This window comes from Bifidobacterium simiiventris (assembly GCF_019331715.1).
GTDB classification, from domain to species: Bacteria; Actinomycetota; Actinomycetes; order Actinomycetales; family Bifidobacteriaceae; genus Bifidobacterium; species Bifidobacterium simiiventris.
This window is the reverse complement of the sequence record NZ_JAHBBG010000006.1, coordinates 1-25,398: the sequence shown is the minus strand read 5'-3', so window position 1 is coordinate 25,398 and position 25,398 is coordinate 1. Positions and strand designations below refer to the sequence as shown.

Annotated in this window: 16 protein-coding genes and 3 pseudogenes; 12 read left to right on the top strand and 7 right to left on the bottom strand. The window is 64.7% G+C overall.

The window, feature by feature from the left end; all coding sequences use genetic code 11:
* The first annotated feature begins 72 nt into the window (after positions 1–72).
* Complete coding sequence (locus KIH76_RS07145; protein ID WP_219070031.1) at positions 73–1,674, top strand: diaminopimelate decarboxylase family protein; 1,602 nt, start codon at positions 73–75, stop codon at positions 1,672–1,674.
* Positions 1,675–1,939: 265 nt separating this feature from the next.
* Here KIH76_RS07145 and KIH76_RS07140 read toward each other — a convergent pair whose 3' ends face one another.
* Positions 1,940–2,455: a PTS sugar transporter subunit IIA gene (locus tag KIH76_RS07140; RefSeq protein WP_219070028.1), complete on the bottom strand. Its 516-nt coding sequence runs from the start codon at positions 2,453–2,455 to the stop codon at positions 1,940–1,942.
* Positions 2,452–4,020, bottom strand: a complete 1,569-nt coding sequence (gene nagE / locus KIH76_RS07135; protein ID WP_219070026.1) for an N-acetylglucosamine-specific PTS transporter subunit IIBC — start codon at positions 4,018–4,020, stop codon at positions 2,452–2,454. The genes KIH76_RS07140 and nagE overlap by 4 nt, the downstream gene beginning before the upstream one ends.
* 399 nt (positions 4,021–4,419) lie before the next feature.
* On the opposite strand from nagE, the gene KIH76_RS07130 reads away from it, so the two are divergent.
* The 4 genes and pseudogenes from KIH76_RS07130 to KIH76_RS07120 all read left to right on the top strand — a co-directional run.
* Positions 4,420–5,733, top strand: a complete 1,314-nt coding sequence (locus tag KIH76_RS07130; protein ID WP_214373604.1) for a homoserine dehydrogenase — start codon at positions 4,420–4,422, stop codon at positions 5,731–5,733.
* Between the two features lie 30 nt (positions 5,734–5,763).
* On the top strand, positions 5,764–6,762 hold the full coding sequence (gene thrB, locus KIH76_RS07125) for a homoserine kinase (protein ID WP_214373605.1): 999 nt from the start codon (positions 5,764–5,766) through the stop codon (positions 6,760–6,762).
* Between the two features lie 238 nt (positions 6,763–7,000).
* A pseudogene (locus KIH76_RS11765) lies at positions 7,001–7,282 on the top strand (Maf family protein); the annotation flags it as partial.
* Positions 7,283–7,432: 150 nt separating this feature from the next.
* Positions 7,433–8,503 (top strand): annotated as a pseudogene (locus KIH76_RS07120) (Maf family protein); the annotation flags it as partial.
* A 156-nt stretch (positions 8,504–8,659) separates the two neighbouring features.
* Here KIH76_RS07120 and KIH76_RS07115 read toward each other — a convergent pair.
* Complete coding sequence (locus KIH76_RS07115) at positions 8,660–10,012, bottom strand: substrate-binding domain-containing protein (protein ID WP_214373607.1); 1,353 nt, start codon at positions 10,010–10,012, stop codon at positions 8,660–8,662.
* Positions 10,013–10,282: 270 nt separating this feature from the next.
* On the opposite strand from KIH76_RS07115, the gene KIH76_RS07110 reads away from it, so the two are divergent.
* From KIH76_RS07110 to KIH76_RS07095, 4 genes are all read left to right on the top strand, one after another.
* Positions 10,283–12,145, top strand: coding sequence for a DUF2264 domain-containing protein (locus KIH76_RS07110; protein WP_214373608.1), 1,863 nt, complete (start codon positions 10,283–10,285; stop codon positions 12,143–12,145).
* Between the two features lie 140 nt (positions 12,146–12,285).
* Complete coding sequence (locus tag KIH76_RS07105; RefSeq protein ID WP_214373609.1) at positions 12,286–12,849, top strand: LemA family protein; 564 nt, start codon at positions 12,286–12,288, stop codon at positions 12,847–12,849.
* A 120-nt stretch (positions 12,850–12,969) separates the two neighbouring features.
* Positions 12,970–15,228: a DUF2207 domain-containing protein gene (locus KIH76_RS07100; RefSeq protein ID WP_219070024.1), complete on the top strand. Its 2,259-nt coding sequence runs from the start codon at positions 12,970–12,972 to the stop codon at positions 15,226–15,228.
* A gap of 122 nt (positions 15,229–15,350) precedes the next feature.
* Complete coding sequence (locus KIH76_RS07095) at positions 15,351–16,211, top strand: aldo/keto reductase (protein ID WP_214373611.1); 861 nt, start codon at positions 15,351–15,353, stop codon at positions 16,209–16,211.
* A gap of 193 nt (positions 16,212–16,404) precedes the next feature.
* Here KIH76_RS07095 and KIH76_RS07090 read toward each other — a convergent pair whose 3' ends face one another.
* The gene (locus tag KIH76_RS07090; RefSeq protein ID WP_214373612.1) at positions 16,405–17,979 is read right to left on the bottom strand and encodes an aminotransferase-like domain-containing protein; all 1,575 of its coding nucleotides are present in this window, start codon (positions 17,977–17,979) and stop codon (positions 16,405–16,407) included.
* Between the two features lie 318 nt (positions 17,980–18,297).
* On the opposite strand from KIH76_RS07090, the gene KIH76_RS07085 reads away from it, so the two are divergent.
* Positions 18,298–18,978 carry a LysE/ArgO family amino acid transporter gene (locus KIH76_RS07085; protein WP_214373613.1) on the top strand — a complete coding sequence of 227 codons (681 nt, stop codon included), beginning with the start codon at positions 18,298–18,300 and terminating at the stop codon, positions 18,976–18,978.
* Positions 18,979–19,202: 224 nt separating this feature from the next.
* Here the strand turns inward: KIH76_RS07085 and KIH76_RS07080 are convergent, their stop codons facing one another.
* Complete coding sequence (locus KIH76_RS07080) at positions 19,203–20,813, bottom strand: peptidase U32 family protein (protein WP_214373642.1); 1,611 nt, start codon at positions 20,811–20,813, stop codon at positions 19,203–19,205.
* A gap of 363 nt (positions 20,814–21,176) precedes the next feature.
* On the opposite strand from KIH76_RS07080, the gene galE reads away from it, so the two are divergent.
* A complete protein-coding gene (gene galE, locus KIH76_RS07075) occupies positions 21,177–22,199 on the top strand; it encodes a UDP-glucose 4-epimerase GalE (protein ID WP_214373614.1) in 1,023 nt (340 codons plus the stop codon).
* A gap of 306 nt (positions 22,200–22,505) precedes the next feature.
* Here galE and KIH76_RS07070 read toward each other — a convergent pair whose 3' ends face one another.
* Positions 22,506–24,305, bottom strand: a complete 1,800-nt coding sequence (locus KIH76_RS07070; RefSeq protein WP_214373615.1) for a glycoside hydrolase family 13 protein — start codon at positions 24,303–24,305, stop codon at positions 22,506–22,508.
* A gap of 234 nt (positions 24,306–24,539) precedes the next feature.
* On the opposite strand from KIH76_RS07070, the gene KIH76_RS07065 reads away from it, so the two are divergent.
* On the top strand, positions 24,540–25,136 hold the full coding sequence (locus KIH76_RS07065; protein ID WP_219070022.1) for a DUF624 domain-containing protein: 597 nt from the start codon (positions 24,540–24,542) through the stop codon (positions 25,134–25,136).
* Between the two features lie 59 nt (positions 25,137–25,195).
* Here the strand turns inward: KIH76_RS07065 and KIH76_RS07060 are convergent.
* Positions 25,196–25,398: pseudogene (locus KIH76_RS07060) on the bottom strand (hypothetical protein); the annotation flags it as partial.

Below are 25,398 nucleotides of genomic sequence, written 5' to 3'. Positions count from 1 at the left end.
CAGCTCCCCCCTTGTTGGGGGAGCTGTCGGCGTAGCCGACTGAGGGGTAGTCAGAATCCAAGGACCTGAATCATGGCAATCAGTCCCATTTGGCCGGCCGCCACGGCCATTGATCCGGCGACCGGTGCGATTACGTTCCACGGCTGCACCGCCGAGTCGCTGCTCGACGAGTTCGGCTCGCCGCTCTACCTGATCGACACCGACGAGGTCGCGAACCGCGCCAAGCACTTCGTGCACGCCGCCGCGACCGCGTTCAACAACTCGACCACGCACGTGAGCTTCGCCGGCAAGGCGTTCCTCTCCAAGGAGATCGTGCGCCTCGTGCTCGCGGCCGGCATGTACGTCGACACCTGCACGATGGGCGAAATGCGCATCGCGCTCGCCGCCGGCGCGCCCGGTCGTAGGCTCGTGCTGCACGGCAACAACAAGTCCGATGCGGAGATCGAACTGGCCATCAACGAGGGTTTCGCGAAGATCGTCGTCGACGAGCCGAACGAACCGGCCCGCATCGCCGCGATCGCCAAGCGACTCGGCAAGCGCGCCCGCGTGATGCTGCGCGTCACCTCCGGCATCCACGCCGGCGGCCACGAGTACATCTCGACCGCGCACGAGGACCAGAAGTTCGGCGTGCCGCTGCTGCCGGCCGGTGCGGACACGTCCGTGCTGTCGATCCTCGACGACCTGACCGACGTGACCCCGGCCGCGACGAACGCGCGCGTGGGGGAGCGGCACGACGACGCGGAGTCCGCCGCCAAGCCGGAACGCAAGCTGCGTTATGACGTCAAGTACCCGTACGACCTGAGCGGCGAGGAACTGTCCGAACCCGACCGCAAGCTCGCGGATGCGATGACGGCCGTGGCGAACGGCCCCGCGCTCGCCGTGCTCAAGGAGATCCGCCGCCACGAGGACGTGCTCGAGCTGGTCGGCGTGCACTCGCACATCGGCTCGAACATCCACGACGCGGACGCGTTCATCCAGGCCGCCAAGCGCATGATGCTCCTGCGCAAGACCTTCTACGCGACCGACGCCTACACGCTGCCCGAGGTCGACCTCGGCGGCGGCTATTCCGTGGCGTACACGGACGGCGAGGATTCGATGGACATCGACGTGGAGCTTGGGCGCTTGGCCGATGCGGTCACGGCGATCAACCGCGCGCTCGGCATGCCCGCGCCCGCGATCTCGTTCGAGCCGGGCCGTTGGATCGTGGCGCCCGCCGGCGTCACGCTGTACCGCGTCGGCACGATCAAGCACGTGCTGCTGAGCGCGGACGCGGAAGGCCACCAGCCGACCGACCGCGCCGGCAATCCGATCGACGAGCGCGTGTACGCGTCGGTCGACGGCGGTATGAGCGACAACATCCGCCCGGCGCTGTACGGCGCGGATTACACGGTGCGGCTCGCGAACCGTCGCGGCTCGGACGAGTCGATGCTGGTGCGCGTGGTCGGCATGCACTGCGAGTCGGGCGACATCATCATCCACGAGGACCGTCTGCCCGCCGACCTCAAGCGCGGCGACGTGCTCGCGGTGCCGGTGACCGGCGCGTACGGCCGCACGATGGCGAGCAACTACAACCAGGCGCTGATCCCGGCCGTCGTGGCCGTGAGCGAGGAAGGCGCGCACGTGATGCTGCGCCGTCAGACCATCGACGACCTGCTCGGTCTCGATCTCGGCTGATCAGCGTGTGACGGTGCCGGTACAGGGCACAGTCATCGGCGTGGCGGAAAACGCTCGCTGAGCGGACGCTCAGCGAGCGTTTTCCGCCACTAGGTGAGTGACCTGACCCCGTGGTGGCGGTTTTCGCTCACTGAAGTACCCTTCAGCGAGCGAAAACCGCCACGCTTGTTCTGGCTGTGGACATGATTGAGGGCCGGGAGGATTTGCTCCTCCCGGCCCTCAATCATTGAACCGGACATCTGCCGGTCAGACCAGCAGACTCATGTCACTTCGGGGTGACGGTACCGACCTGAGATCCGGCGGTGACCGCGCCTGTGGCGGTGATCGACAGTGCGGCGACCTTGGCGGGCTTGGTGAACGCCACGATCACGTCGGTCGGCTTGCAGGCGGCCTTGATGGCCGGCCAGTCGACCTGCACCATCGGCGTGCCCGCAGTGATCGGCTGGCCCTTGTCGACGGTTACGGCGAACGGTGTGCCGCCCATCTGGACCGTGTCGATACCGATGTGCACAAGCACCTCCACGCCTTGCGCAGTGGTGATGCCCACGGCGTGCTTCGACTTGGCGACCATCGTCACCGTGCCGCTGATCGGAGCCACGATCGTGGCCGATGCGGGGACGACGGCAAACCCGTCACCGAGGATCTTCGAGGCGAACGTCTCGTCGGGAACCTCCTCGATCGGCTTGATCGCGCCGTCCGCGGGAGAGACGACCGGGATCGTCGAACCGGACGCGGGGACCTTGGCCGGTGGAGCGGACTTGGCGGCGGGGGCCGCCGTCACGCTTTTGGGGCCGATCCTCCGGCGATCACCGGTGAGCCGTGCAGCTTCTCCATCGCATCCGCGACGGCCTGCACCTGCGTGCCGACGATGACCTGCACGTTCTTCGCGTCGAGGACCTTCACGCCGGGAACGAGCTTGCGGATCGCGTCGACGTCGACCTTCGCGGTGTCGTTCACGCCCATGCGCAGACGGGTCGTGCAGTTCTCGATCTCGACCACGTTGGACTTTCCGCCAAGGGCCTTGTACAGCTTGGAGGCGAGAACGTCGTACTTGTCGCCGGTCGTCGAGGCGGCGTCGGAGGAACCGGCGTCGGCGGTCGCATCCGCGACCTCCTCATCGCCACGGCCCGGGGTCTTCATGTTGAACTTGCGAATCACGAAGTCGAACACGAAGTAGTAGATGACCGCGAACACCAGGCCCTGCACGATGAGCATGAACGGCATGTGCGCGCGCGGCACGTTGAGCGAGAGGAACCAGTCGATGAAGCCGGCGGAGAAGTTGAAGCCGGCGATCCACTGGAAGGATGCGGCGATGAACACCGACAGGGCGGTGAGCAGCGCATGCACCACGTACAGCGGGAAGGCGGCGAACATGAAGGAGAACTCAAGCGGCTCGGTCACGCCGGTGAAGAACGCGGCCAGCGCACCGGCGAGCATGAGGGAGCCGACGGCCTTCTTGTTCTCGGGCTTGGCGTTCTTCCAGATGGCGAGCGCGCCGGCCGGCAGGCCGAACATCATGATCGGGAAGAAGCCGGCCTGGTACATGCCGGTGACGTACACGCCGTACGGGTGGAAGCCGCCGGTGGCGGTCACGGCCGCCACGTCGCCGTTCAGACCGCCGACGCCGCTCCAGAACTTGGTGATGTCGTCGATGCCGGCGAGGTTGAACCAGAACACGTTGTTGAGCGCGTGGTGCAGGCCGGTGGGGATGAGTAGACGGTTGAAGAACGCATAGATGGCGGCGCCGACCGCGCCCATGCCCATGATGCCTTCACCGAAGGCGACGAGGCCGTTGTAGATGAGCGGCCAGATGAACAGCAGGGCCAGCGAGATCACCGACATGAGGGCGGCGGTCAGGATCGGCACGCAGCGGCGGCCGGAGAAGAACGCGAGGAAGTCGGGCAGCTTCGTCTGATGGAACCGGTTGTACAGCGCGCCGGCGATGCAACCGACCATGATGCCGAAGAACACGTTCTTGTTGCCGATGGCGCCGGCCGCGAACGCCGGGTGCTCTTTGGCGATGACCGTAGGATCGGAATCGAAGCCGAGGAACATCGATGCGGAGCCCATGATCGTGGTGACGGTCATGAAGCCGACGAGGCCCGAGAGCGCCGAGGCGCCGTCACGGTTGCGCGCCATGCCGATGGCGACGCCGACGGCGAACAGCAGGCCGAGGTTGTCGAGGATCGCCGAGCCGGTCTTGCACAGGTAGGCGGAGATGACGTTGTTGCCACCCCAGCCGCTCGGGTCGATCCAGTAGCCGAGACCGAGGAACAGCGCCGCGGCCGGCAGGCAGGCCACCGGCAGCATGAGCGCGCGTCCCAGGCGCTGAATGTACGCTTTCATTTTCTTCCATCCTCCCTCTGCAACGATGCAGGGTCATGTGAGCGACGGTGTACTGCTTTCTGTGATCGCCGGCTTTCGTCATCGATCGCGCCTCCCGCCGTCCTTGGCAGAAGTCCCGGAAATCCGGGCGGCTGTATCGCTCTACGGGATAGTTTACGGCACGTGCGACACTGATGTCGAACATTTTGTTAAGTTTCTTTACTGCAAATGACTTGCAGCAACGTTTGCCGTCATCGCTGAGCGCTACTGGCGATTGACGGCAACGATTGACGGACCGTCACCGCGCGTTTGTTAAGAAACTTGCGTTCCGGCGTGTCGGATTCGGACCGTAGGATAGTGGAGGAATTGTGATCGCCGCCCGTCGCGGCGGCATGAGTGACTTTCAGGGAAAGGATGCCTGTGGCACAGCCGAACGAAACCCCCATCCGCGTGGGACTTCTGGGCGCGGGAACCGTCGGATCGCAGACCGCGCGCCTGCTGGTCGAGCAGAAGGATGAGCTGGCCGCGCGCATCGGCCGGCCGATCGAACTGGTCGGCGTGGCCTGCCTCGACCCCGACGAAGTGAACTATCCGTGGATCGACAAGTCGCTGCTGACCACCGACACGATGAAGGTCGCGACGAACGCGGACATCGTGATCGAACTGATCGGCGGCACCGGCGTGGCCCGCACGTTCGTGATGGCCGCGATCGAGTCCGGCGCGTCCGTCGTGACCGCGAACAAGGCGCTGCTCGCCAAGTACGGCCCGGAGATCTACAACGCGGCCGCCGCCAAGGGCGTTGACATCTACTTCGAGGCGGCCGTGGGCGGTGCGATCCCGTTCCTGCTGCCGCTGCGCGAATCGCTGGCCGGCGACAAGGTGACGAGCATGCTCGGCATCGTCAACGGCACCACCAACTACATCCTCGACGAGATGACCACCAAGGGCCTCCAGTTCGACGACGTCCTCAAGGAAGCGCAGGCCAAGGGGTACGCCGAAGCCGATCCGACCGGCGACATCGAAGGCCACGACGCGGCGAACAAGGCCGCCATCATGGCCACGCTCGGCTTCCACACCAACGTGACGATCGACGACGTCTCGGTCGAAGGTATCACCAAGATCACTGCCGACGACATCGCCGCGGCGACCGCCGAGCACAAGGTCATCAAGCTGCTCGCCGTCGTCGAGAACGGCGAGGCCGGCGTCTCCGCGCGCGTCTACCCGGCGCTCATCCCCGAAACGCATCCGCTGGCCTCCGTGCACGGCTCGTTCAACGCGATCTTCGTCAAGGCCGAAGCCGCCGACGACCTCATGTTCTACGGCCGCGGCGCGGGCGGCGCACCGACCGCCTCCGCCGTCGTCGGCGACGTGGTCACCGAGGCGCGCCACATCGCGCAGGGCTGCACCGGCCCGACCATCCCGATGTACAACAACCTGCCCAAGGCCCCGATCGAGGCGAGCCGCGCCGCGTTCGCCGTGCGCTTCCTCATCCACGACAAGCCGGGCGTGCTCGCCGCGATCGCCAAGGAATTCGCCGACAACGGCGTCTCGATCAACGGCGTGAACCAGGATCTGAAGCCCACCATGAAGGAGCCGGGCTACGACGGTGAGCTGCAGCAGCTGCGCATCGTGACACACCTGACCGACGAGGTCACGCTGCGTCGCACCGTGGATGCCGTCTGCAAGCTCGACTGCGTCGCCGGCGAGCCGTCCATCCTGCGCGTGCTGGACTGACGGTCGCAGGGGAGCCAAGGAAGGATAGGAATGGAACCGATCTGTAAACAGGTCAAGGTCAGCGTGCCGGCCACCAGCGCGAATCTGGGGTCCGGATTCGACGCGGTCGGCCTCGCGCTGGAATACCACGACGAGCTCACGTTCACGCTGTGCGCCGACCCGTCGAACCGCGCCGCGCAGGTGCTCATCTACGGCGAGGGCGAGGACACGCTGCCGCGCGACGAGACGCATCTGGTCGTCTCGACCTTCCGCCGCGCATGCCAGACATTCGGCCTGGGACGCATCGGATTCATCCTCGAGGCGCACAACAACATCCCGCAGGCGCGCGGCATGGGCTCGTCCGCCGAGGCAATCGTCGCCGGCATCGCTGCGGCCGCCGCATTCGCGCACGACGACGACCTCAACCGCGACTCCGTGTTCGAACTGGCCGCCGCGATCGAAGGCCACCCCGACAACGTCGCGCCGGCCGTCTACGGCGGCATGACCGCGTCGTGGAACTTCGACACGGCCGAAGGCGTCGGCTCCGTGCCGATCCCGGGCGGCGAACCCCTGCACGGCGGCTTCCACACGATCAAGTACAAGGTCGATCCGAACATCAAGACCTCCGTGTTCGTGCCGGACTACGAGCTGTCCACCGAAAAGGCGCGCCAGGCGTTGCCTGACCAGATCGCCCGCCGCGACGGCGTGTTCAACGTCTCGCGCGTGGCGCTGCTGGCCGCCGCGATGAACCCGGCCGCGCTCGCCAAGTCGTCCGACCCGAACGCGCTGCTGTTCGCGGCCACGCAGGACAAGCTGCACCAGCCGTACCGCAAGGATCTCATGGCACCCTCGTGGCAGCTCATCGAGGACCTGCGCGCTCGCGGCTACGCGGCGATGGTGTCTGGCGCTGGCCCGTGCGTGCTCGTGCTGCACTACGGCGACGCGGCCGAGGCCATCGACGAGGTGGCCGGCGACCGTCTCGCGGACGGCCATTGGCGCGTGCTGCACCCGGCCGTCAACACCAAGGGCGTCGAAATCATTCGCAAGTAACGCAAACGCGGTCTCGGCTCCCTCGGTCGGGAGAACTGAGACCCACTGGTCAGAAAACGGGCAATCTGTGTTCTTGGCTCCCTCGGCTGAGGGAGCTGGCAGCCGAAGGCTGACTGAGGGAGCGTACACGATAAGGCCGTCGGAAGCTATATGTGTTGTGGTTCAGACGCTCCCTCAGTCTCACTGCGCTCGACAGCTCCCTCAGCCGAGGGAGCCGAGATCGAAGAAGGAGATCGTCATGTCCATTCCGCTGATTCTGGCATCGAAGTCGAAGCCGCGCCGCGACGTGCTGTATTCGGCCGGCATCTGCCCGACCATCCGCGTCTCGCACGTTGACGAGCCGGCCGCACTCGAACGCGCCGCTGCGGCCGCCGGATGCGATGTGGACGATCTGACCGTCGACAAGCGCGTCGCGATCCTCGCCGAAGCCAAGGCGCAGGCCGTCCATCAGGCGTACCGCAACGTCGCCGACACGGCCGCGGCGGCGACCGGCGAACGGGTCATCGCATACCCGCTGCAGACCGCCGAGCCTGCTGCTGACCAGCCGTCCGAATCCGCTGACGAAGGAACTGTTGCCGACGCGACTGCGACTGGCGGCGAATCCCCGCGCGACATCCTCATCGCCAAACTCACCAACGACCAGCCGAACGCGCACGACGCCGACATCAACGCGACGACCCGCGACTTCTCCGGCGTCGACGTGCCGACTCAGACCGAACCGATCTCCAACATCGTCGCCATGCAGCCGGGGCTCACGCACGCGCAGGTCGGCCCGCTCATCGTCGGCTGTGACTCGATGTTCCTGTTCGACGGCGAATGCTACGGCAAGCCGCACAGCGTCGAGGTCGCGCGCGAACGGCTCAAGGCGATGCGCGGGCATACCGGCGAATTGTGGACCGGTCACTGCCTGATCGACTTCGCGACCGGCCGCGTCGTGCGCGGCGTGAGCTACGCGAAGATCCACTTCTGCAACTACTCCGACCACGACATCGAACGGTATCTGGCCACCGGCGAACCGCTCGAAGTCGCCGGCTCGTTCACGCTCGAGGGCTTCGGCGGCGCGTTCATCGACAGCATCGAAGGCGATCCGCACGGCGTGATCGGCATCAGCCTGCCGCTGCTGCGCGAGCTGGTCGGCCAACTCGGCATCGAATGGACCGACCTGTGGAACGTGGAGCGCGGCGAACTGTTCCCGAACGGCAAGTCCGATCCGTCGAGTCTGGTGCCGCCGGCGGAGAACGTGCATCAGCCGGGCGACGGCTGGGTCGACTGCATGTGCGGGCGGCGTCATTGGGGGCTGAACGGGGCGTCCGGCGTGCTATTGGCGCGGCGGGATGCGGTGACCGGGGCCGTGACGCACGTCGTGATGCAGCATCGCGCGGTGTGGAGCGCGGAAGGCGGCACGTGGGGCATTCCGGGCGGCGCGACCGCGGACGGCGAATCGCCGATCGAGGGCGCGCTGCGCGAGTCCTACGAGGAGGCGAACATCACGCCCGAAGACATCGAGGTGGTCGGCTCGTGGCGCGAGGACCACGGCAACTGGGCGTACACCACCGTGTTCGCGTTCGAGAAGCCGGGGCATACGGTGGAGCTGCGCGCGAACGACGACGAAAGCATGGAGATCGAGTGGATTCCGATCGACGAGGTGCCGAACCGCAAGTTGCTCACCGCGATGAAGACCGACTGGCCGCGGTTCCGCGCACGGCTTGACGCGATCGCCGCCGCGCATCACGGGGAGTGAGCGTCGACCAGTAGCGACGTACGGCCGGTTTCGCACCGTTGACGGGCCCCGGACCCGTCACACCGGCCATCGTCCATCTCATGCGTGGCGGTTTTCTCTCACCGGCGCAAGCCCAGTGGAAGAAAACCGCCACGTTGCGTTTGACGGGGCCGAGATTCAGCGAGCCGCGTCCACGACGGAACCACGATCGATGAGCGTGGGATCGACGAAGATGTGCCGCGTGGCCGCGTCGGGATGCTGGATGCGCGCGATCAGCGTGTCGATCGCCGCCTCGGCCAGATCCTGTGCCGAGGATCGCAACACCGTAAGCGGGCGTGAACTTGGCGTGGCGAACCCGTCGATCGAGATCAGCGACACATCGTCCGGCACACGTTTGCCGCGGCGTTCCAGCACCTGCGCGATCGCGATCGCCAGATAATCCGAATGCACCAGCATGGCGGTCGTGCCGGTGTCGATGATCCGGTCCACGATCTCGTCCACGCCGTGCGCGTCGTACGGCTGAATGCCGTCGCAGATGAACGGGCAGTCGATGCGTCCCTCGCTGCCGGCGACCAGCTCTCGCCAGCTTTTCTGGATCATGGACGAGGTCGGCGTCTCGCTGAACGCCGCGCCGATGCGTGTATGGCCGTGCTGCAGGAAGTGTACGGCGGCCTTGCGCACGCCGTAGGGATGGTTGGTGCGCACCGAGTCGACGTAGCAGGTGCCGAGCGGCGGTTGATCACGTTCGATCACTACCGTAGGGATTTGCGCATGTTCGATCCATTGCCACGCGCGTTCGCTGGACTGAGGATGCGAGTTGGGAGCGACGATCAGGCCGCAGATGTCCGGGTCCGTAGCGATGCCGGCCATGATCTCGTCGTCCGGCGAGCCTTCGTCGTAGGAGGATTCGCGCACGATCAGGCGCAGTCCGAGTTCTCCGGCGATCGTCCGCATATGGCCGATGACGCCTGGCCAGAAGAAGCTCGGTTCCGGCAGCATGACGCCGATCGCGGGCTGCCCCTTGCCGTATGCGACAGCGGCGGGCGGTGTTGCGGCATGGTTGCCGGTCGCGACGTGCCCGAATGCGGATCGGTCGCCGGATGATGTGGCGCCGGTCGATGTGGGGGCGGCTGTTCCAGCCGGTGCTTGCTGGAACGGTGCCGGTGAGACGGTCGCGACGCTCGTGGAATTGCCGGCTGCCGCGGCGGTGGTCCTGCCATGTCGTGCGGCCGGATCGGTGCCGTCGCCGACGGACATTGCGCCGCCTCGGATGCGGCGCAGCAGGCCGGCGTCGGCCAGTTCGCCCAGATCGCGACGGATGGTGATCTCCGTGGTGTTGAGTAGTTTGGCGAGTTCCGGCACGGTCGCCACGTTCTGCCGTGTGAGCAGGCTCAGGATCATGTCGCGCCGTTCGGCCGGCAGATAGCTGCGTTTGGCCGTCGCGGCCTCATGTGAGACCGGATCGGCTGCGCCGGTGCCGGTTCCGGCCTGCGCGTCGGCAGTGGCTTCCTTGGACTGTGGCTGTGACATCGTTCCGCTTTCCGAGGTGGCACCGGCTGACTGGCGGGTCGCATGACGGTATGCGAACGGTTCCGTTGAGCGGTGCTGATCATTTTTGCTTATATATTGTACGCGATGATTGCGATTGATCACAGTGCCGTCGATCGAAATACACGACACGATCTATCAAAACTGATTGAAACTGATTAAAAGTGAGTGTATAATCAAAATTGATCAAAATAGAGTGCGTTGTGTGACGGTGGTTCGGTCGCACGGCGCGAGATTCTCAAGGAGAAAGCAATGGCGGTCGCTCCATTCAATGCGCAGGTCGCGCGCAACCCGCTTCGTACCAAGGCCCAGTGCGAACAGGCCCTCATCGATCTGCTCACCCCGGGCATGGAACTGATGATCAAGAACGGACGCTACGGCCGCTTCCGCATGAGCGACTCCGGCGCCGTCTACAGCCAGGACCGCACCTCGTCCGAAGGCTTCGCCCGTCTGCTGTGGGGCCTAGGCCCGCTGTTCCACAACCGCGACAACATCCGCCGCTTCGGCCACTGGTGGCAGTTCACCTGCGAAAGCCTCATCAACTGCACCGATCCGACCCATCCCGACTACTGGGGCGGCGACCTGACCGACTATGACCAGCTGTTCGTCGAAATGGGCGCGATCACCGCGTTCCTGTACGAGACCAAGTCCGAGTTCTGGGATCACCTGACCACCAAGCAGCAGAACAACATCTTCGACTGGCTCGAGCAGGTCAACCATAAGGTCCTGCCGAAGACCAACTGGCTGCTGTTCCGCACGCTCGTCAACAGCTGGTTCGCCGACAACGGCCACGAGGATCACGCCAAGCTCGTGCAGGACGACTTCGACATCACCAACTCGCATTATCTCGGCCACGGCTGGTCGTACGACGGCTATGTCAACCAAATCGACAACTACATCCCGTTTGCATACCAATTCTTCACACTCGTGCTCGTCGGCCTGACCAAGAAGAACGGCAAGCAGGAACAGCTGCTCAAGGAACGCGCGACCGCGTTCGTGCCGAGCTATGCGAACTGGTTCACCGCCGGCGGCGCATGTCTGCCGTACGGCCGTAGCCTCGACTACCGCTTCGCGCAGGCCGCGTTCTGGGCTGCCGCCTCGTTCGCCGGCGTCGAACCTCCGGAAGGTTGGTCGATCGCCGATTTCAAGCACCTGCTGCTGAACAACCTGCGCTGGTGGTTCTCGCAGAACATCTTCCAGTCCGACGGCCTGATCCCGATCGGCTACGCCTACCCGAACATGAACATGGCCGAGGGTTACAACGGCCCGGCCTCCGCCTATTGGGCGCTCAAGACGTTCATCTTCCTGTGCATCCCCGACGACGACCCGTTCTGGCAGGTGCGCGAGGCCGAGGACTTCAAGTTCGAGCCGCTCAAGCTGCAGCCCGAGCCGCGCATGCTCGTCGCCCACAGCGCCACCGGCCGCGAGGTGCAGGCGTTTACCGCCGGCCAGCACAGCCATGAGCACGCGCACGCCAACGCCAAGTACGAGAAGTATGTGTACTCCACCACCTTCGCGTTCTCCGTGCCGAAGGCCGCCGTGCTCCTCAAGCAGGGCGCGTACGACAGCACGCTGGCCGTGAGCGAAAGTGATCATTACTGGCAGACCGCGTACGGTTATGAAGATTATGCGATCCACAACGAGTACGTGTACTCCGAGTGGAAGCCGTGGAAGGACGTCGACATCAAGAACTTCGTCGTGCCGGACATGCCGTGGCACGTGCGCGTCCACGTGATCGACTCGGCGCGTGAACTGCACCTCGCGGAAGGCGGCTTCTCGCTGCCGGACTATGGGGAGACGATCGAGACGGACGTGCCGAACTCCGTGTTCTACCGTACCGAACAAGGAACGATCGGTCTCGTCGGCGCGGAAGGCTTCGACGTGGAACTGTCCACGCCGGAACCGAATGTGAATATTCTGTATCCGAAGACGCGCATCCCGATGCAGACCCGCGTGATCGAGCCCGGCAAGTACGTGTTCGTCTCTCTGTACCTGGGAGATGCGGAAGGCGAGGCCTTCGGCGCCGACGGCAAGCTCGTCGTGCCGGAGTTCTCGCTTGACGGCAACGTGCTGACCGTCGGTCACAAGACCGTCACACTCGCCGAACTGGCGTAACGTAACGCTCATTATTGATCGCCTTCCGCCATGTTCGATCCGGAATGATCCGGCCCGGCATGGCGGAAGGCGTCGTTTCATCCGCACGGTCTGGAAGAATAGCCGGTGACGATATTGGACACAGGCAAAGGGGGCCGACGATGGGGTTGATCATCATCGCCGTTCTGGTTATTCTCGTGGTGCTGGCGCTGTGGGGCGTCAGCGCATACAACGGGCTGGTTACGTTGCGCAACCGCGTCAAAAACGGATGGGCGCAGATCGACGTGCAGCTCAAGCAGCGCGCCGATCTCATCCCGAATCTCGTGGAAACGGTCAAGGGGTATGCCGGCCATGAATCGTCGGTGCTCACGCAGGTGACCGCCGCCCGCGCCGGCGTGGTCGCCGCCGCGTCCAGCGGCGACGTGGTCAAGCGCATGAACGCGGAGAACGAGCTCTCCCGGGCACTGTTCAACCTGCAGGCCACGGTCGAGGCATATCCGCAGCTGCAGGCCAACCAGAACTTCATGGATCTGCAAGGCCAGCTCAAGCAGCTCGAATCGAAGATCGCTTACGCGCGTCAGTTCTACAACGACATCGTCCTCAAGTACAACACGGCCACCGAAACCGTGCCGACCAACATCGTCGCGGGCCTGTTCCGCTTCGAGCAGGCGGACTACTTCCAAGTCGACGAGCCGTCGCGTCAAGCGCCTCAGGTCAAGTTCTGACGGCCACCGGAAGATGGGTGCTGCCGGCACCGTCATCCGGTAATGGTGCTGTCGATGCGTCGTAAACGCATGCGGCCACGGTAGCCGATGCGGCTGCGTGAAGCGGAAAGGGGAAACCGCATGGACGTCAAACGAATCGTCAAATCCGCCGTCATCGCGGCGCTCGTCGTCGTACTGGTCTTCGGAGGCATATTCCTCGCGTCGGTGCTCGACGGCGGTGCCGACCTGAGCTACCGCACGCTCGACTACGAGATGGACGTGCAGGCAGATGGCAGTCTCACAGTCACGCAGCACATTGATATGCGCCTGCGCAAACGTACCGACGATGACGACAACGTGCGTCCTTGGAAACAGCTATACCAGCGCTACGAGCTCAACGGCACGAACCTGTCCGACATCACCGACATCAGCGTGCGCAACGTGACCACCGGGCAAACGTATGCGCAAACCGAACCGCATTTGCCGGACGGCGTCAGCGAACGTGAATGGAACAGCGACTACGCGAACCGCTGGTACATCGCCGACGCGACCGGCGTTTCGCTGAAGCCATACGAGCCAATCAAAGACGGCTATCCGATCGGCAGCGGGCACGGGGGATACAAGACCATCGAAATCGGTTGGAACATCCCCTACACCACCAAAGCAGACAGCCTCAAATTCGACGTGACGTTCACACTGGTCGGCGCGACCACGCTCTACGACGACATCGCCACGTTCAAGTGGGAGCCGTTCGGTGCGTCGAACCAGACGCCGATCGGCAAGGTCACCGGCACCGTGCGCTTCCCGAACGGCATCACGGCCGACAACTCGTGGGCGTGGCTGCACTACAGCGGCACATCCGAAACGGCGCGCGGCGACGGCGGTTCGCTCAGATTCACCGCCTACGACGTGCGTGCGGGGAAGTACCTCGACGTGGTGGCCGCCTGGGATGCGAACGTGGTCAAGGAACCGTCATGGTGGAAGGGAACCGACAACGTCGGCAGCCGATCCGGAAACTGGATACGGCGTGGCAGCGGCGACTATCTCGACTGGCTCAAGCAGGACGAAACACGTCAGGAAACCGTGTGGCGTGACCAGCAGCGAACCCATGCGCGCAATCGTCTGGCCGTAGGATTCGGCTTTGCGATCGTCGGGCTGGCGCTATGCCTGATCGCGGTCGTCTCCGCATTGCGCAGCCACCGCGGCGCCCAATATCGCGGCGACATCGAATACTGGCGCGAACCGCCGGACATCAGCCCGTCATCGGCGGCGCGCATGACCGACGTGCTCGGACTCGAATCTCAGGGGTCGATCAGTTCGCGGCAGATGACCGCCAATGTGCTCTCGCTCGCCTCGAAGAAGGCGATCGCGATCTATCCCGGACCGATGTCGATCTACCGCGGCGTCGATCTCAGTACGGCGAACGCCTCCGACATGGCCATGATGATCGGCTCGAACGCCGCCGACCTGAACGTCGCGTCGAGCACCAGCACGCTCGTCCTGATGCCGGTGTGCTTCGACCGCCAGGCCCGTGAGGGGCTGCAGCTCAGCCAATCCGAAGACGCCACGCTGCGATTGTTCGAAACGATCGGCAAACGCGTGGGCGGCCCGGTGTTCGACCTCGAACGCATGAAATCCGTGTGCACGAACTGGAAGACCGGATACCAGGAACTCGAAAAGTATGAGACCGCATGCTCGAACGAGTTCGCGATGCTCGGCGCGACCCGGTCCTGCGGCGTCGGCGCAACCGTGGCCGGCGGATTCGGCATGGCCGTCTCGATCTTCGCCACGGCGCTCTTCCTCGCATGGAGCAATGCGGCGCTCCTGCTGTGCGTGGCCGCGCCGATCATGTTCTTCAGCATGTTCGCGCTGGCCTGCGCGAAGCACACCGCGCTGACGAAGGCCGGGCAACTGATCGCCGGCCAGGTACGCGGCCTGTACCGATATCTGGTCGACTTCTCCGATTTCTCCGATCGCGGCGCGGCAGATCTGGTGCTGTGGGACCGGTACCTCGTCTACGCTGCGGCATTCGGCATCTCCGAACGCGTGCTGAAGGAACTGGCCAAGGCCTATCCGCAGGTGACCGACCCGTCGTGGTTGGACAGTAACGCCTCCGATTCGCTGCTGTACTGGCATTACCGGCCGTACGGATGGCGTCACGGTTACGGTGCCGGCGTACAGACCGGTCCGTTCTCCGGCAGTGGATTCGACCCGTCGTCGTTCAGCGCGAACATCGGCGACATCGGCGCGCAGCTCGACGCCGGATTCGCCGACATCCGCTCCACGATCGAAGCCGCCGCGCCGTCATCCTCGAGCGGCTCTGGTGGTTCCTTCTCGGGTGGTGGCGGATTCGGCGGTTCCGGCGGCGGCTCGGGCGGCGGTTCCTTCGGCGGTCGCTAGCGCCCGTTCCTGCTGCTCGGCATCTTGTTCCGCGCGATTCCGGGCAAATCCAGCCGCGTCCCTACGCTGGAAGGCGGAACCTATCCGCCGGCATATATCTCAAATCTCAAAGGAGCATCGTCATGCTGCACCGTAATCTCGGCCCGTTCGACACCACCGCCATCGGTCACGGCGAAATGCCGCTGACCATCGAAAACAACCGCGGTCATGATGTCGGCATCGAAACGCTGCACGCCTCGCTCGACGCGGGCTGCCGCCACATCGACACCGCGTGGGCCTACTACACGCCCGGCGAGGAGGAGCAGACCGGCGAAAAGCTCGTCCGCGAAGCCCTCGACACATGGAACGGCCCGAAGGACGAAGTGCTCGTCGCCACCAAGATCGGTCTGCGTCGCGCGTGGGAGGACGGCAAGCCGGTCTGGCCGCGCGACGGCAAGCCGGAACACCTGCTGCGCTACGGCAAGGAATCCGCGATGGCGCTCGGCGTCGACACGATCGACCTGCTGTACATGCACCGCCACGATCCGGAAGTGCCGTACAACGAGTCCATCGAAGCGTTGAAGCAGCTCGTGGACGAAGGCGTCGCGCAGTACGCGGGCGTCTCCAACGTGACCATCGAACAGCTCGACATCGCCCGCGGCATCCTCGGCGACAAGCTCATCGCCGTGCAGAACCAGTATTCGCCGATCCACCTCGACACGCAGGACACGCTCGACTACTGCGCCAAGCTCGGCCTCGCGTTCGTGTGCTGGAGCCCGCTCGGCGGCTACCGCCATCCCTACGACGAGTCCAAGTTCGACCCGTTCCGCGAGGTCGCGGCCAAGCACGGCGTGAGCTACCAGCAGGTCGTGCTCGCATGGGAGCTCGCCAAGGGCGACCACATGTTCGTGATCCCCGGCGCGCACCGCCCCGAAACCATCCTTGACAGCCTCAAGGCCAGCGACCTTCAGCTCGACGACGAAGACTTCGCCAAGCTTGGCTGAGCCGTACTCTTTCTTGGTCCCCCTCGGCTGAGGGGCCGAGCCGTGAAGCAAACGTCGGAGACGTTTGTAGGCGAGGGCGAGACGACAGTCGAGTCGGCAAAACGGCCGAAGGCTCCGTAATTGCAGGTCTTGTCGGCGAAGCCGACTGGGGGAGCGTCAAAACCGACAACATCCCGAGAGATTGAGCGGCTGATCACGCCCCTACTTCGCGGGCGGTGGCGGCCAACGTCGCCGCCGCCCGCGCGAACTCCTCGGGTGTGGTGTACGAATAACTCAGGCGCAGCGAATTGTCGCCCTCGAAGTCATAGATATCGCCCGGATTAAGCAGCACCCCACGATCCAACGCCAGCTGGAACAGTCGGCCGATCTTCACCGGCTGATCGAACGTCAGCCATATATAAAATCCTCCCTGCGGCACCGTCCAATGCGCGCGTCCGCCGAACAGCCGATCCAGCGTCTCGACCGCCGCATCGCGCCGCCGCCGCAGCTCGCGCTTCAGCCCGTCCAAATATTCGTCATACAATCCGCTCGTCAGAAACCTCGCGTACACCCACTGGCTGAGCACGCTCGCGCCGTAATCCATCTGCATCTTCACATCCGCCAGACGGTGCACGATCGAACGGTCGGCCACGATCCAGCCGATGCGCAACCCCGGCGCGAGCGTCTTCGACGCGCTGCCCAACGTGATCACCATGCCGGTCTTGTCCAACGATTTGAGCGGCGTGGGGGCGCCCGCGGCGTTGTTCGCGTCGCTATGGCCGTCGCCGTCGCCAAAATACAGATCCTGATACGCGCCGTCCTCGATGATCGGCAACCGGTTCGCCACGCAGCAGTCGATCAGCTCGCGCCGCCGCACCTCGCTCATCGTGATGCCGGTCGGATTATGGTTCGTCGGGATCGTATACAGCACCGCATTGCCGGGTCGCACGTCCTTCCGGCCGAAGCGCGGCGTCAACACGGCCGTCGGAACGGTCCCGTCGACTTCATGCGCGGTCGTCGTATCGTTCAGCATCCCGCGCAACGCTGCGACGTCCAGTCCGTCGTCGTCCATCGGAACGCCGGCCAGCCGCATTCCCGCCGACTGGAACACCTGCAACGACTTGATGTAGCTCGGTGCCTCCGCGATCACCGTCGATCCGGCTGATAACAGGCTCACTGAAATCATTTGCAACGCCTGCAACGCGCCCGAAGTCACGAGAATCTGCTCGGCATCGCAATCGATACCGGTCGCGCGCATATGCGCGGCGATCGCCTCGCGCAGTACGGGCATGCCTTCCGGCGCGGGGTAGCCGATCGAATCGATCTCGTCCGCGGCTTCGCCGGCCACGCGCCGCCACATGTCGCGCGGGAACAGGCGAGGATCGAGCTCGCCCGTGCCGAGGCGCGTGATGCCGGGCGCGAACTCCATGCGGTTGATGGTCTGGATCGTCGCGTTGTTCGCCTTGAAGAAGCCGGACGACACGTAGTCGGCCCAATCGGGCGCACCGGGCAGCATCAGCGACCACGTGTTGCTCACGATGCGCGTGCCCGCGCCGTGCAGTCCCTCGACGATGCCGTAGTCGGCCAGTTCGTTGATCGCGGCGATCACGGTGGAGCGGTTCACGTGGAACTGTTCCGCCAACGTTCGCTGCGACGGCAGCCGCGATCCGATCGGCCATGCGCCGCTGGAAATTCGGCGGCACATGTAGTCCACGATCTGCTCGGTGACGGGCGTTGGTGAGGTGCGGTCGGGTTGCCAGTCGATGACGAGTGGTGCGGTACGGGGCATGGGTTGGCTCGATTCTGCGGGGTGCCTATGTGATGTTGGCCGTTCGCCGGTCGCATCCTTCCGTGCCGGCCCTGTGCGTCTCGCAATGGTGACGCCGGTGCTCGGCCGATAGGCCGCACGCGTGGTTTGGTTGGTGTTGGCGATGAATGTTTGGCTGGTTGCCGATTGTAGTCGCGTTCGTAGAATACAGGGTGGCTGTTATGAAATCAGTGGTTTTGCTGATCCGGTTTGGTTGATTTGGCTGGGTGTATATGAGCCAGCCAAACCGGATTGGCTGACTGCGTGCGGCATGCGTGACGAATGCAAGGAGCGACGGGCATGGGGTTCTATCTGCAAGGGCTGACGATGGGATTGGCGTACATCGCGCCGATCGGCATGCAGAACCTGTTCGTCATCAATTCGGCGCTCACCCGCACGCGTCGCAATGCGCTTATCACCGCACTCATCGTCATCTGCTTCGATATGGCGTTGTCGCTGTCCTGCTTCTTCGGTGTGGGCGCGCTCATGCAGGCGCATCCGGCGTTGCAGACCGTTGTGCTCGGTGTCGGGGGACTGGTTGTGGTGAAGATCGGGCTCGGACTGGTGTTTCCGAAGAAGGCGGCCGTCGAGTCGCCCGCGTCGGCATCTGCGTCGGCGTCGTCCGCCCATGGCGTTGCGGGAGCTTCCGTAGCGCCGGCCAGGCACCTTGGCGTGCGTGGATTGCTTGACACGATCGGTACCGCGTGCGCGGTCACGTGGTTTAACCCGCAGGCCATCATCGACGGCACGTTGATGCTCGGCGCATTCAGCGCCACCTTGAGCGCGCAGGAATCCACCCCGTTCATCACCGGCGTGGAAACCGCGTCCGTGCTGTGGTTCCTGACCCTCACTCTCGTCATCAACGCCTTCGCGCACAGGTTCAGCCCGAAGATCATCGCCGTGCTCAACCGCGTGTGCGGCGGCGTCATCGCCCTGTACGGCGTCAAGCTCCTCGCCGACTTCGCTCTTTCCGTGCTCTGAGGGGGGCGCCTGCAACCCCGACGGCACAAACGTACAGGAATGGTCCCTCGGTGTACGTTCGTGCCGAAACCATCTGCACGAACGTACATATAAATGCCGTTGCCGTACGTTTGTGCAGAAGGTTCCGGCACAAACGTACACGGAGACGATGCCGGTGTACGTTTGTGCCGATCGCGTGATCTGGGGACCGTTCGTCGGAAGGGTTCGGGCGGGTGCGGTACTGCTTACTCCGCCTTGAGCGTCGGCTTCTTGGTGCGGGAACGGATCGCGGCGTTGTGCGGCACCGGATGCGGGCACGGCATCGAGAACACGTGAGCCGGATTGTTGATCGATTCGACCCAATGGCCGTCCGCGTCACGGAACCCGCCCGCCGGCACGGTGTAGGCGAACGGGCGCTCGCCCGGCAGCAGGAATTCGATCTCCTGGCCGGCCTCGATCTTGTTGCGGCTCATCAGCGTCACTCGGCCGCCCTCGTCCGGTGTCCAGTCGAGTACCTCGCCCACCACCATCCACGCGCGGAAATACGCGGAACGGTCGGTGTTCTGGCTCACCTTGTGCTCCGGATAGTAGAAGCCGGTCGAATAGTCGCGGTGCGCGACCTTGTCGGGCTCCTCGAGCAGCCAGTCGGGCAGCTTGACCGGTTCGGCCGGGCGCACCCGCGCGTGATGCCAGCCCTCGGGCAGCACCTCTTCGGCCGTGTTCGACTTGCGACGCGCGCTGCGGGCGCGATAGCTCAGGTCGTCAAGCTGCGAGCCGCCGGCCGCTCGAGCCGCCGCGTCCTCAACTGCCGGCGCGTTATTCGCGTTCTCGCCCGCTTCATCCGCATTTCCGCCGAATTCGAGTCCCATGTCACCGCCCGGCATGCCCGCGAACGCCTTATCCGCATTGCGCTCGATCGCATCGTCCGCGACCTCTGTGAAATCCGGGTCGTCCGGCCGTACCACGCGGTCGCGGAACGGCTTCAACACCGCGCCGGAGGCATCCTCGAACCCGCGCTGCACCATGTACTCGTTCACCGCAATTTTGTATGCGTTCGTCATCGCCGCGATGTAATACGCCGACTTCGACCGGCCCTCGATCTTCAGGCTCGTCGCGCCCGAATCGATCAGGTCATCGATGTGGTCGAGCATGCACATGTCCTGTGAATTGAACAGGTACGCGCCTTCCGAGGTCTGCTCGATCGGGAAGTACTGCCCGGGCCGCTTCTCCTCGACGATCGAATACTTCCAGCGGCACGGCTGCGCGCATTCGCCGTGGTTGCCGTCGCGGCCGGTCAGGTAGTTGGAGAACAGGCAACGGCCGGAGAACGCCATGCACATCGCGCCGTGCACGAAGCATTCGATGTCCATGTCGTCGGGGATGCGCGCGCGGATGTCGCGCACGGCCTGCAGATCCATCTCGCGGGCGAGTACGACGCGGCGCGCGCCGAACTCGTAGAGCGCCTGCGCCGCGCCGTAGTTGGTCACGCCGGCCTGCGTGGAGACGTGTAATTCCACGTCGGGCGCGATCTGGTGCGCCATCATCATCACGCCGATGTCGGTGACGATCATCGCGTCGATGCCGGTGTCCTTGAGCTGGCCGATGTATTCGCGCATCGCCTCGACCTCGGCGTTGCGCGGCAGCACGTTGAGCGTCACGTATACGCGCGCCCCGCGTTCGTGGGCGTAGCGCGCGCCCTCTTCGAAGTCCGCCAAGCTCAGGTTCTTCGGGGCGGAGCGCATACCGAACGCCTTGCCGCCGCAGTAGACGGCGTCCGCGCCGAAGTCCACCGCGGTCTTCAGTCCGCGCAGGTTGCCGGCGGGCGCGAGCACTTCGGGCTTGTGGCGGCGCGGCAGCCGGGGCGTGCCGGTCGGGCCGGTCGCAGGGGTCAGGGAAGCAGTCGATTCGTCAATAAGCACCAGACCAGTGTAGACGGGAACCGGTACGGTCCGATCTGCGGCGATGGGATGGCGGCGGATGGTTGTGGGCGGTCGCGGATGGCGGCGGACGGCCGCGATGGCGGCGTATGCCGGTCGCATGCCGCGCGTTCGATCTCGCGATATTTTTTGTGCGTTTTTGGTAGAACGTGGTTGAAAATGTTCCGTCGTGATATACTGGATGACGGAGCTGGGACGATGCGGCGACGCCGTGAAAACGGTGCTGTGACGTGCCGTCGCAGGACATTCCGCGAGTCCCGACATGGATACAAGGAGACTATCATGACGACCATTCTGGTCACCGGCGGTGCCGGATACATCGGTTCGCACACCGACGTCGAACTGCTTGAGCAGGGCTACGACGTCGTCTGCGTCGACAACTACTGCAACTCCTCCCCGAAGTCGCTCGAGCGCGTCGAGGAGATCACCGGCAAGAAGGTCAAGGCATACGAGGGCGACGTGCGCGACGAGGCCTTTATGGACAAGGTCTTCGCCGAGAACCACATCGACTGGGTCATCCACTTCGCATCCCTCAAGTCGGTCGGCGAGTCCGTCGCCAAGCCGATCGAGTACTACGACAACAACCTCAACAGCACCATCGTGCTGCTCAAGGTCATGCGCAAGCACGACGTGAAGAAGATCATCTTCTCCTCGTCCGCCACCGTGTACGGCACCCCGAAGGAGCTGCCGATCACCGAGGAGACCCCGACCGGCGGCACCACCAACCCGTACGGCACCACCAAGCTGTTCGAGGAGCAGATCCTGCGCGACGTGCATGTGGCCGACGATTCGTGGACCGTCGTCATCCTGCGCTACTTCAACCCGGTCGGCGCGCATCCGTCCGGACTCATCGGCGAGGACCCGAAGGGCATCCCGGCCAACCTCACCCCGTACGTCGCCAAGGTCGCCATCGGCGAGCTCAAGGCCGTGCAGGTCATGGGCGACGACTACGACACCCCCGACGGCACCGGCGTGCGCGACTACATCCACGTCGTCGACCTCGCCAAGGGCCACGTCGCGGTCATCGGCAAGATCGACAAGCCGGGCGTGTTCACCTACAACCTCGGCACCGGCCACGGCTACTCCGTGCTGCAGGTCATCAAGGCGTACGAGAAGGCCGCCGGCCACGAGATCCCGTACGTGATCGTGCCGCGCCGCCCCGGCGACATCGCCGCGTGCTACGCCGACTCGTCCAAGGCCGAGCGCGAGCTGGGCTGGAAGGCCGAGCTGGGCATCGACGACATGGCCGCGTCCTCGATGAACTGGCAGACCAAGAACCCGAACGGCTACCGCGACGCCGAGTGAGTCGGTCCGCTGCGGCGGATCGGCAGGCCGGATGATCGAAAGTGATCGATTGCGGTCGACAATGACGACGGTCGGTGAACCGGTCGACTGACCTGCCGGCTGATCGACGACCATATGACAGTGGCTCTTGCGTGAGATCGTTCACGCAAGAGCCACTGTCATATTCATATGTATCGGTTACGCGTCGGGAACCGAAGGATAGGACGTTGGAATGCCGTGGTCGTGCGGATTTCCAACGTCCCGGGCGTGCGGACTTCCCGCATTCCGGCGATATGCCGCCGGTTCGGCTCCGGTGACTGCCGTGAGCTACCGGAGCAGCCAGGCGGTCGCATCCGCGGGCAGCATGCCGTCCGGCAGCTCGACAGAGGAGAGGATCACCTCGCCGCCGGCCACGGCCTCGGCCAACACCACCGGATCGGAACCGAAGTTGGTGACGGACACGAATGTACGCGCGTCATCGTCGGCGGACGGACGCGAATAGGCGATCACGTCGTCGCCAAGATCGAGCCAGTCGAACGAATCGGCGTCACCGGTCGCGGTCAGCAGCTGCGCGCGCAACGCCATCACGCGGCGGTACAGGTTCAGCATCGACCCGTCGTCCGCGGCCTCGACGTCGGCCGCGTAATCCTTGAACCACAACGGCTGCGGCAGGTGCGGATCGGCTGCGGCCTCGCCGCTCACCGTCGTGCCGGCACCGGTCTGCACGGACGGCGAGAAGCCGAACGATGCCCCCGTACCGAACTCGTGCGGCAGCCCCGTCGACCACGATGCCACTGCCGGCATGTCCGCGGCCGACCACGGTAGCGGCACGCGGCAACCGTCGCGGCCCTTGTCGGTGAAGTTGCGCAGCGTGTTGAACGGCGTCGGGTCCTCCAGCCGATCCCACGGAATGTCCGCGACCTCCGGCAGACCAAGCTCCTCGCCCTGGTAGACATACACCGAACCGGGCAGGCCCATCTCCATCATTATGGCGGCGCGGGCGCGGCGCTCGCCCAGCGCACGGTCCTCCTCATACGAGCAGCCGTTGCGCAGCAGCCAGTCGTGCGCGATCTGGTGATACGGCGCTCGCGCGACCTGCGGCAAGCCGTAGCGCGATACGCTGCGCGGCACGTCGTGATTGTTCATCACCCACGTGGTCGTCGAACCGTTGGTTTCGGCCGCCGACGCCAACCCTTCCGCGATGGCCGCACGGAACTCGCCGGCCTCCCAGTTGGCCTTCGCGAACTCGAAGTTGAACACCTGGCCCAGTTCGCTGGTGCTCGCGTACAGGTGCTGGTGTTCGGGCACGACCCATGCCTCGCCGACCGCGAACCGTGGTGGATCGTACTCGTTGAACACCTCGCGCCACTCATGGTAGATGTCGTGCACCTCGGGGCGGTCCCACAGCGGGCTGGTGCCGTCGTGGCACAGCGCGTCCTGCACGGTGTTGGCCGGCATGTCCGCGAGCGGCGTGGACTCGAGATCCTTGGCGAGGCCGTGCGCCACGTCGATGCGGAAACCGTCGGTGCCGTGGTCGGACCAGAACCGCAGCGTCTTGATGAACTCCGCGTGGATGTCGGGGTTGTTCCAGTTGACGTCCGGCTGCTCCTTGGTGAATATGTGCAGGTACCACTGGCCGTCCGGCACACGCTCCCACGCGGGGCCGCCGAACATGGCCTGCCAGTCGTTCGGCGGCAGTTCGCCGTTCGGGCCGCGGCCTTCGCGGAAGATGTAACGGTCGCGCTCGGGGGAACCGGGCGCGGCGGCGAGGGCGGCCTGGAACAGCTCGTGCTTGTTCGACGTGTGGTTCGGCACGATGTCGACGATGATCTTGATGCCGGCCTCGTGCGCGGCGGCGGCCATCGCGTCGAAGTCGGCCATCGTGCCGAGGCGCGGGTCGACGTCGCGGTAGTCGATCACGTCGTAGCCGCCGTCCGCCAGGTCGGACGGGTAGAACGGGCTGAGCCAGATCGCGTCCACACCGAGTTCCTTGAGATACGGCATTTTTTCGGTGACGCCGGCGATGTCGCCGAGTCCGTCGCCGTTCACGTCCTTGAAACTGCGCGGGTACACCTGATAGACGACGGCCTGCTTCCACCAGTCGTCGCGAAGATTGTTCGCTGTCATGGGCCGATCCGTTCCTTTCCTGCGTGGGTTGCGCGTTGAGCGTTGTGCGTTGTGCGCGGGGCTGTTCGGCTAGTATTGATGACAACGATATCATTACGTGGCGCACGGCTGCGTTGCGGTGCCGGCGTCGCGCCGTGCCGTAACGACGAACACCGCGGTCGGTTGCGATCGCGAACGATTGCGGTGCGTGACATGTGTGACGACGTATGCAGTCGGTGCAGAAAGGACGATGACGTGGGCTTTCTTTCGCCGGATTCCGGATTCATGCGGGGGCTTTCGGACATGGTCGACGCGATCTGGATCAATATCCTGATGGTGATCGCCGGACTGCCGATCATCACGATCGGGGCGGCGGTGACCGCCGGCACCGACGCCGCGCGGCGCTCGCTGGAGGGCGAGGGACACGTGACCGCGAATTATTTCCGTGCGTTCCGTTCGAACTTCGGCAAGGCCGCGCTGCTGTGGCTGCCGTTCCTGGCGGCGGGATGCGGGCTGGCGTATGCGTGGGTGGTCCTGCAGATCACGCCGTTGCTGGTGCCGAAGTTCGCGTTCACGATCCTATGGCTGATCGGATTCGAGTGGGTGTTCGCGTTGCAGGCGCGGTTCGAGAATCCGGTGATGAGAACGTTTGCGAATGCATACGTGATCGGCGTGAGCAGCATCGGCTGCACGCTCGCGATGATCACGATCGATCTGATCTTCGCCGCCGTGCTGATCGCCAGCGTGATCTACCTCCCCGGCGTCGCCCCGCTGTTGATCCTGCTCGGCTACGGCTCCATGCTCATGATCCACATCCCCATCCTCGAACACGCCCTGCGCCGGTACCGGTGATTGATATCGGTACGACGATGCTCGCAGACGGTACTTTTGCCGTGCCGCCGATCTCCTGACTACAGATCACCCGTCTGTCCCGTCTGCTGATCGTCGCAGACCATCTCATCGAGAAAGGCCGTCGGGTCCCATAGTGCGGTGACGGGCAGTGCCCATAGGTTGCCGGTCCATTTCATGATCGTATTGCCGGTGTAGATGAGGTATCCGCGGTGGAATCGGGGGTCTTTGGCGAGTTCCGCGAGTCCTTTGAAGTCGTTGCGGT